The following is a 15939-nucleotide window of genomic DNA, read 5'->3' on the forward strand; positions in this document are numbered from 1 at the left end:
GAAACGACGTATCGACGCCGCCCCGCGGAGCCCCGCGCGACAACAGCCTAACCGATTCTTTCACCCGGTGCAGATCTCTTCGGACGGCGGAACGCGCGCGGGGCGGCAGGGCTTCCCCTACCGCCCCGCGCCAGCACGCGCCCATCGGCGCCGGTCAGTTGACCGGCGTGACCAGCGGTTTGCCCTCGAGGAAGGCCGAGATGTTGGCCAGTTGCAGCTCGGCCATGGCGCGCCGCGTCTCGACCGTGCCCGATCCCTGGTGCGGTTGCAGCACCACGTTGGCCAGCTTCAGGAAACGCGGGTCGATGTTGGGCTCATTCTCGTACACGTCCAGCCCGGCGCCGGCGATGGCGCCCGACTCCAGCGCATCCAGCAGCGCGCCCTCGTCGATTGTCGACCCGCGCGAGATGTTGATCACCACGCCGCGCGGCCCCAGCGCCTGAATTGCCTCACGCGTGACATAGCCCTTGGTCGCCGGGCCGCCGACCAGCGCGATGACCAGGAAATCCACCGCCGTCGCCAGCGAGACCACGTCGCCGTGCCAGGTCCAGCCGGGCGTCTCCTTTTCGCTGCGCGAATTGTAGTGGATCTCGCACTTGAAGGCGGCCAGCCGGTCGGCGATCTCGCGGCCGATGCGGCCGAGGCCGACGATGCCCACCGTCGAGCCGGACACCTTGCGGCTGAGCGGCATCTCGCCCTCCTGCGCCCAGCGTCCCGAGGCGACATGCGCGTGACCGCGGATCATCGTGCGGGCCTGCGCGACCATCAGCGCCACGGCCAGGTCCGCCACGTCGTCCGACAGCACGTCCGGCGTGTTGGTCACCCCGATGCTGCGGGTACTGGCTGCCGCCACGTCGATGGCATCGTAGCCGACGCCGTAGTTCGCGATCACCCCCAGCCGCGGGAACAGGTCCATTTCGTCGCCGCCAAAGGGCTTGTGGCCTTTGAAGGCGATCGCCTTGATCCCCGACCGCAGGCCCAGGTCCAGGTCGGCCATGCCGGCCGGGCCGGACACGAAGGCCGACGGCCAGGCGCTGCTCAGCCGGTCACGCTCTTCGGGGTTGAAGGCGTCGCCGCAGATCAGAAGGGGTGTCTCGCTCATGTCTTGGCCTCGCTCACAGGAGTTTGCGGATGCGCGACAGCGCTTCCAGGATGTTCTCGGTCGAATTGGCGTAGGAAAACCGCAGGTAGCCTTCGCCCCAGGCGCCAAAGGAGGTGCCGGCGACGGTGGCCACGCCCGCCTCTTCGAGGAAGCGCGTCTCGGCCTGCTTTGACGTCAGCCCGGTGCCCTCGATGTTGGGGAAGGCGTAGAAGGCCCCGCCCGCATCGGCGCAGCGCACACCCGGCAGGGCGTTAAGCCCGGACACGATCACCTGTCGGCGTTCGTCGAAGGCGGCGACCATGTCGCGCACCGCGTCCTGCGAGCCTTCCAGCGCCGCGATGGCGGCATGTTGCGTCGCCGCGTTGACGCAGGAATGGTCATTGATGCAGAGCCGCGTCGCATGGTCCACCAGCGCATCGGGCCAGACCGCGTAGCCGATCCGCCAGCCGGTCATGGCGTAGGTCTTGGACCAGCCGTCCAGCAGGATCAGCCGGTCGCGGATCTCGGGGTAGTTCAACAGCGAGACATGCTCGCGCCCGCCGTAGAGCATGTTGGAATAGATCTCGTCCGACATCAGCGCCACCTGCGGGTGGTCCGCCAGCCCGGCAACCAGCCTGTCGATCTCTTCCTTGGGCGTGACGCCGCCGGTGGGGTTGGCGGGCGAGTTGATGATGATCAGCCGGGTTTTCGGGGTGATCTGCGCCAACACTTCTTCGGCGTTGAAGGCAAAGCCGTTCTCTTCCTTCAGCGCGATCGGCACCGGGGTCGCGCCCGAATACTTGATGACCGACTCGTAGATCGGAAAGCCCGGGTTGGGATACATGATCTCCGCGCCCGGTTCGCCGAACATCAGCACGGCAAAGAACATCGTCGGCTTGCCGCCCGGCACCACCACCACGTTGTCGGGGTTCACCTCGGCGCCGTGCCGGCGGTGCAGGTCCGCCGCTACCGCCTGCCGCAGCCTCGGCAGGCCGTTGGCGGGGGTATAGCCGTGGTGGCCGTCGCGCAGCGCCTTGATCCCGGCCTCGACGATATGCTCGGGCGTGCGGAAATCCGGCTGGCCGATGCCAAGGTTGATGATGTCGCGCCCCTCGGCCGCCAGCTTGCCCGCCCGCGCCAGCACCATGAAGGCCGATTCCGTCCCCAGCCGCGACATGCCCGCCGCGAGTTTCAGTTGCGTCATGATCCCTCCCGCACCGCCGTCCAGCGTTTCCCGATCTGGTATACCAAACCCCCAACAAGGAAAAGCGCCAATGGCGGCGCGGCGCCCGGGTGCATCTCCGTTGACTTGCGCGCCGGGTATTGTTTACGTGGAAACGAAAACGGGCCGGAAAGGCCGCAGCGAGGAGCATACCGCCATGACGGTCCCGCCAGAGACCATGGGCGACGGGTTGATCACCTATGCGCGTGAGGGGGACGTGGCGCTGATCGGGCTGAACCGCCCGGACAAGCGCAACGCGCTGTCGGACCGTTTCATCCTTGCCCTGGGACAGGCTGTGGCGCGCGCCACGTCAGAGGCCCGCGCCGCCGTGCTGCACGGCCACGGCGCGCATTTCTGCGCCGGGCTGGACCTGGCGGAGCATTCCGAAAAGCCGCTGTTCGAGGCGATCAAGGGTTCGCGCCTCTGGCACCGCACCTTCGCAACCATCGAACTGGGCGAGATCCCGGTGATCTCGGCAATCACCGGCGCGGCTGTGGGCGGCGGATTTGAACTCGCCGCCAGCACGCACATCCGCGTGGCCGAGCACAGCGCCTTCTTCGCCCTCCCCGAGGGCCAGCGGGGGATCTTCGTGGGCGGCGGCGGCTCGGTCCGCATCGCCCGGCTGATCGGTCCCGCGCGCATGGGTGACATGATGCTGACCGGCCGCTCTGTCGGCGCCGCCGAGATGGAGCGCTGGGGCGGCGTGTCCTACGTGGTGCCGGATGGCGAGGCGCTGACCCGCGCGACGGAGATCGCCGCGCGGGTAGCGCAGAACGCCCCCTTCACCAACTACGCCGTGCTGAACGCCCTGCCCCGCATCGCCGGCATGTCCTCGGACGACGGGCTGTTTACCGAGGCGATGGTTGCCTCGCTGGCGACGATGACGGACGAGGCGAAACAGCGCCTGCGCGATTTCCTGGACAAGCGCGCCGCCAAGGTACAGGCGCCGCCGCGCGCCGATGGCTGACGGTCGCCCCCGCGCCACGCCCCGGGTGGCGGTGAACCCGCTGGGCGACAGACCCGGCTATCCGAAACGCCCGCCGCGCAATCCGCCCATCCGCATGCCCCAAGGAGGACCGTCATGAACGCCGACGACCTGATCGCCATCGACATCCACACCCACGCCGAAGAACCCTGCTGCGGCCCCCGCGACGACGGTTACGACGATTTCCAGGCCGGCATGGCCAAGTACTTCAAGAACCCCGCCGGCGCCTCCGGCATGCTGCCCTCGGTGCAGCAGACGGCGGACTATTTCCGCGAACGCAAGATCGGCGCGGTGATCTTCCCCGTCGACGCCGAGCGCGAGACCGGCTTTCGCCGCTACTCGAACGAGGAAGTCGCCCAGATCGCCGCCGACAACAGCGACATCCTGATCCCCTTCGCCAGCATCGACCCGGCCAAGGGCAAGGCCGGCGCCCGCGAGGCGCGCCGCCTGGTCAGGGACTTCGGCGTGCGCGGGTTCAAGTTCCACCCGACCATGCAGGGCTTCTACCCGAACGACCGCTGGGCCTACCCGCTTTACGAGGCCATCGCCGAGGAAGGCGCGATCATGCTGTTCCACTCCGGCCAGACCGGGGTCGGCAGCGGCATGAGGGGCGGCATGGGAATGCGTCTGAAATACTCGAACCCGGTGCATGTCGACGACGTCGCCGTCGACTTCCCCGACACGCCGATCATCCTGGCCCACCCCTCTTTTCCCTGGACCGAAGAGGGGCTGATGGTCGCCCAGCACAAGCCCAACGTCTACATCGACATGTCCGGCTGGAGCCCAAAATACTTCCCGCCGCTGTTCGTGCACTACGCCAACACGATCCTGCGCAAGAAGATGCTGTTCGGCTCCGACTGGCCCGCCATCACCCCGGATCGCTGGCTGAAGGACTTCGAAGAGATCGACATCCGCGACGAGGTGCGCCCCCTGATCCTCAAGGACAACGCCCGCCGCCTGCTGAAGATCTGACCCGCGCCCGGCCCCCGGCTTCTTTGGTTTGAAAAATACCTCGGGGGAGTCGGCCGCAGGCCGACGGGGGCAGCGCCCCCTCCTAACCCTCACGACACCGGAGCGCGCCCATGACCCAATCCCGAGTCCTCATCGCCGGCGGCGGCATCGGCGGACTGGTGACGGCGCTGACGCTGCACCAGGTCGGCGTGCCCTGCACCGTCTACGAGTCCGTACGCGCGCTGAAACCGCTGGGTGTCGGCATCAACCTTCAGCCCAACGCCGTGCGCGAGCTGATCGACCTCGGTCTCGGACCGGAGGTGCTGGACAAGGTCGGCCTGCCCGCCCGCGAATGGGCGCTGGTGGGTCTCAGCGGCGCCGACATCCATGCCGAGCCGCGCGGGCTCGACGCCGGGTATCTCTGGCCGCAATACGCCGTGCACCGCGGCCGCTTTCACATGGCGCTGCATGACGCGGTGATCGAACGGCTCGGTCCCGAGGCCGTGCGCACCGGCTGCCGGGCCACCGGATACACGCAGACGGACCAGGGCGTGACCCTCCACCTTGACGGACCGGAGGGCGCTTTCACCAACACCGGCGATCTGCTGATCGGCGCCGAGGGCATCCATTCGCCGATCCGCGCGCAGATGCACCCCGATCAGCCGCCGATCCACTGGGGCGGCGCGCTGATGTGGCGCGGCACGACGCGGGCAAAGCCGATCCGCACCGGCTCCAGCTTCATCGGTCTCGGCACCGCGCGCCACCGCATGGTGATCTACCCGATCTCCCGTCCCGACAGCGACGGGCTGGCCGAGGTCAACTGGATTGCCGAACGGACGCTGGACGCGGGCGAGGACTGGACCAGGGCCGGCTGGTTCCGCGAGGTGCCGATCGACAGCTTCGTGCATCACTTCGAGGCCTTCCGCTACGACTGGCTCGACGTGCCTGCGCTGATCCGCGGCGCGGACCGCGCCTTTGAGAACCCGATGATCGACCGCGACCCGGTGCCCACCTGGGTCGACGAGCGCGTGGCCCTGCTGGGTGACGCGGCGCACGCGATGTATCCCACCGGCTCGAACGGGGCGAGCCAGGCGGTGGTCGACGCGCGCACGCTGGGCGCCTGCCTGATCGCCCACGGCGTGACGCCCGACGCCCTGCGCGCCTATGATGACCGCCTCTGCGGGCCGGTGTCGAACCTGGTGCTGCGCAACCGCGGCGCCGGGCCCTTTGGCCTGCTCGACATCGTCGATCAACGCTGCGGCGGCGTCTTCGACGACATCGACAGCGTGATCCCGGCCGCAGAGCGCGCCGCCTTCCTGGCCGACTACAAGGCCGCCGCCGGTTTCGCGATCGAGACCCTGAACGCCGCGCCGCCGATCATCGCGCCCGGGGCAAGGATAAAAGACGAAACCCCGAATAAATGATGTAATGCCATCATCCGGCATGGCACGCCCTCTCAAGGATGACAGAATTCCCCGCCGTCCCCCTGCTCTTTCTCGACGGACATCCTGCGAGTCGTTAGCGATAACGCCATCCGCCGAGGGGTCCCGGGAGGAGGCAGGTTTTCTTTGCTGACAAGACCCTGAGGCGTTGTTAGGCTCGGCCCCGGAACAAGGCCCGGGACAGGGCCCATCCAAACAATAACCGCTTGAACATCAGGCGGAACGTCCAATGGAGGAGACCACATGAAGAAGATTTTCCTGGCCGCCACGGCCCTCGCCGCGCTGACCGCACCGGCCTTTGCCGAGCGTTACGTGGTGATCACGCACACCCAGGGCACGGACCCCTTCTGGCCGGTGGTGGAAAAGGGCGCCAAGGATGCCGGGGCCGCCATCGGCGCGGACATCGAATACAACTTCGACCCCTCGGGTGACATGTCCGGCATGGCCAAGCTGATCGAGGCCGCCACCGCGACCGAGCCCGATGGCATCATCGTCTCGCTGCCCGACGCCGACGCGCTTGGCGGCGCCATCCGGTCCGCCGTCGACGCGGGCATCCCGGTTGTCACCATCAACTCCGGCCTCGAGTCGTCCAAGGCCGTCGGCGCGCTGATGCACGTCGGCCAGCCCGAGTACGAAGCCGGCAAGGCCGCCGGTGACCGCGCCAAGGCCGAAGGCGTGACCAAGGGGCTCTGCCTCAACCAGGAAGCCTACAACACCGCGCTGGTCGACCGTTGCACCGGGTACTTCGACGCCTTCGGCGCCGAGCTGAACCAGATCGACGTGTCGAACGACGTCACCCAGATCAAGACGCGCACCGCCGCCGCCCTCCAGGCGGACGAGTCGATCGACGGTCTGCTGGCCGTCGGCCCGCACGTCTGCGAAGCGGCCTGGGATGCCGTGCAGGAAGTCGGTGCCGACGTGCACCTGGCCTGCTTCGACATGTCGCCGGGTGTGATCAACCTGATCAAGGAAGGCCACGTCGCCTATACCATCGACCAGCAGCAGTACCTGCAGGGCTACATGCCGGTCATCGTGCTGCACCTCTACAACACCTATGCCGGCATGCTGCCGGGCGCCAACATCCCTTCGGGCCCGGGTTTTGTCGATGCAAGCAACGCGGCCGATGTCGAATCGCAGGCGGGCGTGAACCGCTGATCGCGACCTGACGACAGACAGGCAAGGGGACAGTTGGCGACGGCTGTCCCCTTTTTCGATACATCCACTCAGGAGGGGAAACCCATGTCCGGACGCAGCGAAGCCGACAGGCTGGCGCAGGAAAGTACGTTGATGCGGCTGGTGCGCCGCCCGGAGGCCGGCGCCTTCATCGTGATGATCGTGGTCGTGTCGCTGATCACGGTTGCCTCTGACTTCAAGGCCTTCAACGCGCTTGGGCTCAAGAACAACGTGGCCATCATCGCCCAGTTCGGCATCATCGCCACCGGCGCCGCCCTGCTGATGATCGCCGGCGAGTTCGACCTTTCCATCGGCTCGATGATCGGCTTTGCCGGCATGTCCATGGCGATGATGATGAAATGGGGCCTGCCCTTCGGCCTGGGCGAGGCGACGCCGTTCCTCGCCTTCCTCGTCACGATGATGATGACGCTGGCCCTGGGCTGGCTGCTGGGCACCATCGTGGTGCGGTCGGGGTTGTCCAGCTTTATCGTCAGCCTGGCCTTCCTGTTCTTCCTGCGCGGCGTGACCGAGGTGGCGTTCCGCCTGATCAACCAGTCCACGCAGATCTCCGGCCTGCCCGACTACAAGGAAGAAAGCTGGTTCGCCTGGATCTTTGGCGGCGAGGTCTTTGGCTGGTTCTACGATGCCTGGTTCTGGCTGGGCGGCAACCTCAACCGCCGGGGCGAACAGTGGGTCGAAGGTTTTGACGCCCGCTTCATGTGGTGGCTGATCATCGCCGGCGGAGCCTGGTTCGTGCTGTCGCGCACCCAGCTGGGCAACTGGATCTACGCCACCGGCGACAACAAGGACAGCGCACGCGCCAACGGCGTGCCGGTGAATACGGTCAAGGTCGGCCTGTTCATGTTCACCGCCTTCTGCGCCACCATGTTCGCCGCCTGCCAGGTGTTCGACACCAACACCGCCGACGCGGCCAAGGGCAACCTGATGGAGCTGAACGCCATCGCCATCGCCGTCGTGGGCGGAACGCTGATGACCGGCGGTTTCGGCTCGATCCTCGGCGTGGCCTTTGGCGCAGTGACCTTCGGCCTCGTGGCCAACGCGGTGTTCTACATCCCCTGGCTTGACGGGTCCTGGTATCGCGTCTTCGTGGGCGCCGTTCTGCTGGCCGCCGTCTTTGCCAACGAACGCATCCGCAAGCGCATCACGGGAGGAATTTGAGCCATGGCACAGCCATATCTTCGCGTCGAAAACATCGTCAAGAAATTCGGCCCCTTCATGGCGCTGAACGGCGTCAACCTCGAGGTCTACCCCGGTGAGGTGCACGCCCTGCTGGGCGACAACGGCGCCGGCAAGTCGACCCTGATCAAGACGCTGGCGGGTGTTCACCAGCCCACCAGCGGACAGCTCTACATCGAGGGCAAGCCGGTCAGCTTCCGGTCGCCCCGCGATGCCTCGGACGCCGGGATCGGCACGGTCTACCAGGACCTGGCCGTCAACCAGCTGATGAGCGTCACGCGCAACTTCTTCATGGGGCGCGAGCTGAAGGGGCCGTTCGGCACCCTGCGCATGGACGAGATGGACAAGATCGCCCATGATGAGATGCTCAAGATCGGGATCGACTTTTCCGACCCGACGCAGGCGGTCGGCACCATGTCCGGCGGCCAGCGCCAGACGCTGGCCATTGCCCGCGCCATCTACTTTGGCGCCAAGGTGCTGATCCTGGACGAACCGACCTCGGCGCTGGGGCAAAAGCAGCAGATGGAGGTGCTGAAGACGATCAAGAAGGTCCGCAAGCGTGGCGACATCGCGATCATCTTCATCACCCACAACGAGATCCATTCGCAGCTGGTGGCGGACCGCTTTACCTTCCTCGCGCTGGGACAGGTGATCGGCGCCGGCAAGAAGGGCGAGCTCAGCCACGACGAGATCCGCCGCCTGATGGCCGGCGGGGCCGAGATGAAGGACCTCGAAGGCGAACTCGCGGCCATCTGAGCCATCGGAAAAGCCTAAAGTTTAGGCCCGTCCCCCCCGAGGGGGCGGGCTTTTGCCATCGCATCGGCGGAACACGGCTTGCGCAACTCAAAACATATTGTCGGAATCCTAACTCACCCATAGGCTGAGGAAAAAACGAGCAGGTCTTTTGAAGAGCAGGTAATGTTATGCTTCAGTCCTTGGGTAAAGATCTCTGGACGGTCGAGGGGCCGACTGTCGAGGGCGCGGCGGGCTTCAGGTTTCCCACCCGGATGTGCATTGCGCGGCTGCCCGACGGCAGCCTCTGGCTGCATTCGCCGATCGCCCTGACCCCGGAGGTGCACAGCGCGGTCAGCAATCTCGGGCCGGTCCGGCACCTGATCGCACCGAACGATCTGCACTACATGTCCTTGCCGGCCTGGTGCGCCGCGCATCCGCGCGCGCAGGTGCACACCGCGCCCGGCGTCACGAAAAAATGCCTGTTGACCGGGACCGAAACTCCGCTGGGCGACACCCCGCCCGCGTCCTGGGAGGGCGTCTTTGACCAGGTGATGTTCCGCGGCAACCTGATCACCACCGAGGTCGTCTTTTTCCACCGCTCCAGCGGCACCGCGATCTTCACCGACCTGCTGCAACAGATGCCGGCGGGCTGGTTTTCCGGCTGGCGCAGCGTGGTGGCGCGACTGGACCGGATGACCGGCGACGCGCCCGCCGTGCCGTGGAAGTTCCGGCTGGCGTTCCGCGACCGGGTCGCGCTGCGGGCCGCCCTCGCGCGCGTGCGCGACTGGCCGGTGCAACGGCTTGCCATAGCGCATGGTCCCGTGGTGTCCACGAATGCCGGGACCGCGGTTCGGCATGCCTTTGCCTGGAGCGCCTGAGCGTCCCTGTCAGCGCAGCGCGATCCGTTCGGTCGGATAGGTGATGGTGACGCCGTCCTCGGCAAAGTGGTCAAACGACTTGCGCCAGGCGACATCGGGCCAGAACAACTCGACCTCGCGCCGCCAGGGGCGGTAGGCGGCAGTATAGAGCGTGCCGAACCCACGGTCGAACGCCAGCGAATAGAGCGGCGGCCGCAGGAAGGCGCTGACGAATTTTTCCTGCGTCTCGGGGTGCAGCGACAGGCGTTGCAGCAGGTAGCGTTCGCGCTCGACCGTGGCGGTGGAACGGGCGTGGCTCTTCCACTCCACCCGCTCCTGGTGGTTGGTGGCCACCGCCGCGTGGGTGATCAATGGCGGGCGGTCCGGCGCCAGGTAGGCGGTCGCGAAATCGCGCTGCGCGTCCAGCACGGTGACGTTGTAGCTCATGTGGCAGGGCACGCGGCGCAGCACTTCGCGCGCCTGGGCGGTCGTCGTGCAGGTTTGCAGGATGTAGCGCAGGATCAGCGGCACGCCGAACCCCTCGCCCGTCTCGCGCCGGCCGCCAAAGGTCAGCGAGGCCACGAGGCCTGCGTCGTTCATCCCGTCGACCAGCCCGAACAGCCCGTCCGAGGTGCCGATCACCTGCCGCCCCAGCCAGCCGGTCTTGAGCAGGATCGCGTCCACCGCCTGCGGGTTGTAATCGTAGTTGCGCACCAGCAGCGGCTCATCCCCGGACCAGATCGCCTGGCTGCACCCGGTCAGGTAGCGCGGCGGGCAGTAGACGCTGAGAAACCGCGCCTCCATGTCGCCGCCACCGGCCAGTTCGCACAGCTTTTCCCAGATCGGCACCAGTTCCGGCATGTGCGTTTGCAGCGCGCGGCGGCATTCCATGTAGGTCGGTCGCCCGGTCAGCCCCTCACGGGCCCACCAGCGCAGGTAGGCGTCGCGATAATCGGCAAAGAGCCCGGCCCACTTGGGGCCAGGCCTGGTTTCCGATACCGCTCTGAAGGTGAGGGACATCTTGTCCTTACATGATCTTGAACGCCGGGTCCTGGAAGGCCTGGGCCGAGGGTAGCGCCCGCGCCGAATAACATGCCTTGATCCCGGCTATCCACTGCTTGGCCTTCGGCGTCAACTGGAAGCCCTTGGTCATCGAGCGGCCGCGCGTCACCAGGATGCCCAGGTCGGCGCCCTCGTAACGGTAGTCACCCACATTGGAAATCCGCAGGAAAAACGCCTCGTCCTCGGTCTCGACCGCGCGGCGGTGATAGTCGAAACGGTCGTAGACCACCCGCCCGTCCGGCAGCATCTTGTAGATGCCCGACTGCGGCGCCCCGGTGATGATGTCGACCGAGTCGTCGGTGTGCTTGATCACCATCTGGCTCCAGCTGTCGATCATGTCCGGGTCGGACCAGCGGTTGTTCAGCTCATCCACGTCCAGCGTGAACGGCTTTTTCGAGAACTCCAGCAGGTGGAACAGGAACAGCGGCGCGTCGGCATGTGCAAAGGCCGCGTGGTTGGTCATGGAACTCGCGCCGGTGATGCGCGGGTTCAACTCGCCCAGCCAGATGTCGTCGTTCTTCTTGTCGATCAGGAAGTCTAGCTCGAAATAGCCGCGATAGCCCTCCTTGCGCAGCTGCTCGCCAAAGGCAAAGGTCAGCTCGCGCGCCTTCTGGCGCTGCTTGGGCGAAAACGCGGTCGAGAAGATCTCGTTCCCGCACCAGCCGCCGCGGTAGGGCGTCAGTTCCTTGAAGCCCACCAGTTCCGTCATCAGCGGGCCGACGATGGTGCCCTGCGAGGTGGCGCAGGCCTCGATTGCCGAGCCGCGGCAGTCGATCCGCTTCATGATCTTGATCTCGCCCTCGCCGACGATCTCGTGCTCATGCTTGCGGAAATCGGCCTCGGACTTGATGAAGAAGGTGGTGTGGCCAGAGTCGCCAAAGGCCGACTGCAACACCAGGTCGTCGCCCAGCCCGGCGTCCTTGCAGAGTTTCTTCAGGTGGGCATAGTCCTTGACCTCGGACAGCGTGTTCGGGACCGAAGGCACCCCGGCCTTGTTGCCGACGCGCACGGTCTCGATCTTGTTGTCCATGGCCTGCCGCAGCTTGGCCTTGGGGAACCAGACCTCGCCGCCCAGATCCTTGGCCAGTTGCTCGGTCTTCTCGTCGAACATCAGGAAGACGAACTTGGGCTTGCCGCCGCGCTTCTTGACGTAGTCGACCACTTCCTTGTGCTGCAGGAGGTAGTTGTTGATGTCCTCGATCGACTGGAACTCGTCATGCGGCATCTCGGAGGGGCACAGCACGTTGGGGTGCCGGCCGTCGAAACAGTCCATGTAGCAGATGTACTTGAAGTTCTTCACCCACTCGTCGAGCCCGAGCAGGTTGAAGTTCGTCGCAGAGACGAAATAGATGGGGTCCTGGTTGGTGTGAAAAAATCTCCGGATCTCGGAAATATTCGCCAGTGTCTTCTTCGGCATCAGTCAACCCTCTCCGTTGGATTTGGTCATGAGCGCTTGGAGCGCTTCTTTGGTGAAAACGCGCAGGCCAAGATCCGGGCGGAAGCCATGGATCTCGCTCACGTCGAGCGCCTGCATGAAGGCCATGATCTCCTTGCTGATGACCTGTCCCGGCACCAGGATCGGGAACCCCGGCGGATAGGGGATGATGAAGCTGGACGACACCAGTTCCTCACCCTGCTTCAGCTTGGCCATCGTGTCGTCGAGCGAGAAGTAATCGCAGTTGTCCTCCTCATAGGCCAGGAAGAAGGCCGAGCGGATGTCGCCCTCGGGCGTATCCGGTCCGGCGCGAAAGGCATCGTGAAACCGGCTGAAATCGGGCAGCGGCGGGACGTGTTCCACCAGGGCCGTCACCCGGTTCTCGAACGACCGCCGCTCCATCCGCGAGGCATCGTCGAGAAGTTCGTCCAGTTCCTTGGCGACTTCGACCAGCACCTCGATCAGGTAGGCGACCGAAGAGCGCGTGGTGCCGATGTTCGTCATGAACAGCACCGTGTTGCGCGAGGTCTTGTTGATCTGGATCCCGTACTTGTCCATCAGGATCTTGGTCTTGAAGGTGTCGCCGTCCCAGCCGGTGCCACCCACCGCCAGCGTGACCCGCGTGGGGTCCAGCACGAATTCGTCCAGGTTCCAGACGTTCCACTTGTCGACCCAGCCGTGATCGGGGTCGAAATAGCTTTCGATCCCGCTTTCGCGGTAATCCTCGGGGATCATGTCCTTGGCCGTCAGAACGCGGAAGTATTTTTGCAGCAAGGGATGCGAATGGATCGCCCGGCGGATCGCCATGGCGCTTTCCACCTGCCGCTGGACAAATTCGAACCCCTCCAGTTCCACCTGCCGGCGGCCGACGTCCAGCGAAGCGATGATCTGGTAGTTGGGGCTGGTCGAGGTGTGCGTCATGTAGGCTTCGTGGAAGGACTGTTCGACCTCGCCCTTGAAGTCCTGGTCGTTGACGTGGATCATCGACCCCTGCCGCAGCGAGGTCAGCGTCTTGTGCGTCGACTGCGTGGCGTAGGCCCGCACCCGCGCGTCCGGCGGCGGCAGCAGGCGGGTGTTCAGCAGGGTCTCCTCGTCGGCGCCCTCCAGTTCCTTCTGCTGCTTTTCCCAGGCGGCGGCGGCCTGCGGCGTGCGCAGCGACTCGCGCAGCGTGTTGGCGACGCCCATCGCCGTGCGCTGGCGATAGGTCGGGTTGAACCGCGCAAAGGCGAACCAGGCCTCGTCCCAGAGAAAGATCAGGTCCTTCTTGATGGCCAGGCATTCCTCCATCACGCGCTGCACGTTGTAGACCAGCCCGTCAAAGGTACAGTTGGTCAGGGTGATCATGCGGACCTGGTCCAGCTTGCCCGCCGCCTTCAGCTTCAGCAGGTGATGCTTGATCTCGCGCAGCGGGACCGCGCCGTACATCGAGTATTCGTGCAGCGGATAGCTGTCCATGTAGACCACGTTGGCGCCCGCCAGCACCATGCCGTAGTGGTGCGACTTGTGGCAGTCCCGGTCCACCAGCACGATGTCGCCCGGCCGCACCAGCGCCTGCACGACGATCTTGTTGCAGGTCGATGTGCCGTTGGTGGCAAAGAACGTGTGTTTCGAGCCGAAGGCCCGCGCCGCCATGTCCTGCGCTTCCTTGATCGGACCGCGCGGCTCCAGCAGGCTGTCGAGGCCGCCCGAGGTGGCCGAGGTTTCCGCAAGAAAGATGTTGGGCCCGTAAAAGGCGCCCATGTCCTGGATCCAGTGGCTGCGGCTGATCGACTTGCCGCGGCTGATTGGCATGGCGTGGAACACGCCGGTGGGCTGGCGCGAATACTCCTTGAGCGCGGTGAAGAACGGCGTCTTGTAGCGCCGGCTCACGCCCCGCAGGATGTTCAGGTGCAGTTCCAGAAAGTCCTCCTGGTTGTAGAACACCCGCCGGCAGCGGCCCAGGTCGCGCCCGGCGATATCCTCGACCGACCGGTCCGTCACCAGGTAGGCGTCCAGCTCGGGCCGAATCTTGGCGATCAGGCGGCAGGCTTCGGGGCCGTATTCATGCGGCTCCAGCGCATCCACTTCCTCGTCCTCGGCGACGCGGGACAGGTACTGGTTCAGGATCGGCAGTTCGTTGTGTGACTTCAGCGTCAGCCCCGGGCGCACCACGACCGCCTGCACGTTGTAGTTGAACAGGATGCCGATCAGCGCGTCCTCGAGCGAGGGCACGACAACCGCCTCGTAGATGAACGGGTCCTCGGTGCGGCGCATGCGTTGCAGGCTCTGGCGCAGGAACCGCTCCTGGTGCTCGGTCGTGTCGTCGACGATCAGCACCTCGAAATAGGGCCGGCCCAGTGCGCGCGCCTCGGGCGCGAGCGAGGCTTCGTCCTCGTAGTCCTCGTTGTCGTGGTCGTCCGCCGCCAGCGGGATGGATCGGCGGCGATAGGCGCCGGAGGTCAGCGCCCGCGCGACCCGGCGGAGCGAAACCGCGAGATCCTCGATGCTGTCGTTCTGCAACAGCCGCCGCAGGTGTTCGAAGTTGTGCGCGCCGGGAAAGGCCCAGTACCGCTCGATCGGCTCCAGCGCCTCGAACAGCATCTCTGCCGTCTTGCGCAGCTTCTTGCCCTGCGTTCCGCCGATGCCGTGGGTGTGCAGCCCTTCGACGGCTTCTCTCAGGGCGCTCCAGCGGTCCGCGCGCAATTGCGTCGCGCTGTAGTAGTCGCGGATTGTGGGCAGCTTGCCGGCCGATTTCTGCGAGTCCATGTATTGCCTCCCCTGTGGGACCGGCGCTCCCCGGTCTCCGTTGTTCAGTCAGCCCCGGTCTTGCCGTGAAACACCGAGAAATTGTGCGGTTGGATGTCGGGCCGTTCGACGTGGCCCAGCGCCGCGCGCGGATCCAGCGCCGCCTGCCCGCGGCGCGAGCCCTTGGCCGGCATCTCGAGCGCGCCTAGCGTGTGCAGGTAGGCGTCCGCGCCGCTGGTGCGGTCGTAGACGCTGAACTCGGCATCGCGGTCGCGAAAGCTTTTCAGCACCTGACCCAGGCCCTTCATGCCGGTTTCGCGCTGGCGGCGGACCATGTCCATGTCGACCTCGATCGGGAACATGTCCTCCTGCCCGGCCGACTGGTGCAGCACGGTGGCGGCCGGGTCGATCACGCAGGACCGCCCCACCCCGCCCGCGGCGAGGCCGTTGACGTCGAACACGTAGCACTGGAACTGCGCCGCCGTGGCGCGCGCGATGGCCAGTTCGGCGTCGCGGTCGGTGGTGCCGGTCAGCACCGGGTGCAGCAGCACCTCGACACCCTGCGAGGTCAGCTGCCGCGTGGTTTCCGGGAACCAGATGTCATAGCAGATCGACAGGCCGAAGCGGCCCACCTCGGGCACGTCAAAGACGCAGAACTCGGTCCCCGCGGTGACCCCGGTCTCATAGGGCCGGAACGGGAACATCTTGGAGTACTTCGCGACGATCTCGCCTTGCGGGTTGATCACGACCGAAGTGTTCTTGATCAGGCCGCTTTCCGTCCGCTCGAACATCGAGCCGGGGATCAGCCAGATGCCGTAGCGCTTGGCGTCTTCCTGGAACTGGTAGAGCGCGTCGTTGGGAAACGGCAGCGCGTAGCGGTCGAGCGGGCCGTAGGGCGCCAGCTCGGAAAACAGGACCATCTGGGTCCAGGGAAACCGCGCCATCAGAACGTCGATCCTGTGGCGCATCGCCTCGACGTTGGAGTGAAGCGCCGCGACATGCATCTGCACGCCCGCAATTGCAAAGGGAGTCATACGTTAGGTTCTCCGAAGGCGGGGCTCTGCTCGAAGGGGCC

At 65.9% G+C, this 15939-nt stretch carries 13 protein-coding genes; 7 read left to right on the forward strand and 6 right to left on the reverse strand.

Annotation, left to right across the window (positions count from 1 at the left end; translation table 11 throughout):
- Nucleotides 1-154: 154 nt before the first annotated feature.
- Both MAA8898_RS12060 and MAA8898_RS12065 read right to left on the reverse strand, forming a co-directional pair.
- A complete protein-coding gene (locus MAA8898_RS12060; protein WP_094021277.1) occupies nucleotides 155-1102 on the reverse strand; it encodes a 2-hydroxyacid dehydrogenase in 948 nt (315 codons plus the stop codon).
- A 13-nt stretch (nucleotides 1103-1115) separates the two neighbouring features.
- A complete protein-coding gene (locus MAA8898_RS12065) occupies nucleotides 1116-2285 on the reverse strand; it encodes a pyridoxal phosphate-dependent aminotransferase (protein ID WP_094021278.1) in 1170 nt (389 codons plus the stop codon).
- Nucleotides 2286-2460: 175 nt separating this feature from the next.
- Between MAA8898_RS12065 and MAA8898_RS12070 the strand changes: the two genes are divergently transcribed.
- The 7 genes from MAA8898_RS12070 to MAA8898_RS12100 all read left to right on the forward strand — a co-directional run bounded on the left by MAA8898_RS12070 (nucleotide 2461) and on the right by MAA8898_RS12100 (nucleotide 9664).
- Nucleotides 2461-3270 (forward strand): crotonase/enoyl-CoA hydratase family protein, encoded by an 810-nt coding sequence (locus MAA8898_RS12070; protein WP_245853391.1) that lies wholly within the window; start codon nucleotides 2461-2463, stop codon nucleotides 3268-3270.
- Between the two features lie 114 nt (nucleotides 3271-3384).
- Nucleotides 3385-4260: an amidohydrolase family protein gene (locus tag MAA8898_RS12075; RefSeq protein WP_094021279.1), complete on the forward strand. Its 876-nt coding sequence runs from the start codon at nucleotides 3385-3387 to the stop codon at nucleotides 4258-4260.
- A 110-nt stretch (nucleotides 4261-4370) separates the two neighbouring features.
- Complete coding sequence (locus MAA8898_RS12080; RefSeq protein WP_094021280.1) at nucleotides 4371-5663, forward strand: flavin-dependent oxidoreductase; 1293 nt, start codon at nucleotides 4371-4373, stop codon at nucleotides 5661-5663.
- Nucleotides 5664-5924: 261 nt separating this feature from the next.
- A complete protein-coding gene (locus MAA8898_RS12085) occupies nucleotides 5925-6836 on the forward strand; it encodes a sugar ABC transporter substrate-binding protein (RefSeq protein ID WP_094021281.1) in 912 nt (303 codons plus the stop codon).
- A gap of 84 nt (nucleotides 6837-6920) precedes the next feature.
- A complete protein-coding gene (locus MAA8898_RS12090; protein WP_094021282.1) occupies nucleotides 6921-8033 on the forward strand; it encodes an ABC transporter permease in 1113 nt (370 codons plus the stop codon).
- A gap of 3 nt (nucleotides 8034-8036) precedes the next feature.
- Nucleotides 8037-8807 (forward strand): ATP-binding cassette domain-containing protein, encoded by a 771-nt coding sequence (locus MAA8898_RS12095; RefSeq protein ID WP_094021283.1) that lies wholly within the window; start codon nucleotides 8037-8039, stop codon nucleotides 8805-8807.
- 179 nt (nucleotides 8808-8986) lie between these two features.
- The gene (locus MAA8898_RS12100; protein WP_245853393.1) at nucleotides 8987-9664 is read left to right on the forward strand and encodes a DUF4336 domain-containing protein; all 678 of its coding nucleotides are present in this window, start codon (nucleotides 8987-8989) and stop codon (nucleotides 9662-9664) included.
- Nucleotides 9665-9673: 9 nt separating this feature from the next.
- Here MAA8898_RS12100 and MAA8898_RS12105 read toward each other — a convergent pair whose 3' ends face one another.
- Genes MAA8898_RS12105 through MAA8898_RS12120 form a run of 4 tightly spaced genes read right to left on the reverse strand, consistent with a single transcriptional unit; the run spans nucleotide 9674 to nucleotide 15898 of the window.
- Nucleotides 9674-10663 carry a C45 family autoproteolytic acyltransferase/hydrolase gene (locus tag MAA8898_RS12105; RefSeq protein ID WP_094021285.1) on the reverse strand — a complete coding sequence of 330 codons (990 nt, stop codon included), beginning with the start codon at nucleotides 10661-10663 and terminating at the stop codon, nucleotides 9674-9676.
- A gap of 7 nt (nucleotides 10664-10670) precedes the next feature.
- Complete coding sequence (locus MAA8898_RS12110; RefSeq protein ID WP_094021286.1) at nucleotides 10671-12122, reverse strand: biotin carboxylase; 1452 nt, start codon at nucleotides 12120-12122, stop codon at nucleotides 10671-10673.
- A gap of 3 nt (nucleotides 12123-12125) precedes the next feature.
- The gene (locus tag MAA8898_RS12115) at nucleotides 12126-14885 is read right to left on the reverse strand and encodes an aminotransferase class I/II-fold pyridoxal phosphate-dependent enzyme (RefSeq protein ID WP_094021287.1); all 2760 of its coding nucleotides are present in this window, start codon (nucleotides 14883-14885) and stop codon (nucleotides 12126-12128) included.
- A 44-nt stretch (nucleotides 14886-14929) separates the two neighbouring features.
- Nucleotides 14930-15898 carry a carbon-nitrogen hydrolase family protein gene (locus MAA8898_RS12120; RefSeq protein ID WP_094021288.1) on the reverse strand — a complete coding sequence of 323 codons (969 nt, stop codon included), beginning with the start codon at nucleotides 15896-15898 and terminating at the stop codon, nucleotides 14930-14932.
- Between the last annotated feature and the right edge of the window lie 41 nt (nucleotides 15899-15939).

Origin of the sequence: Antarctobacter aquimaris (assembly GCF_900184945.1) — a bacterium.
Taxonomy (GTDB): domain Bacteria; phylum Pseudomonadota; class Alphaproteobacteria; order Rhodobacterales; family Rhodobacteraceae; genus Maliponia; species Maliponia aquimaris.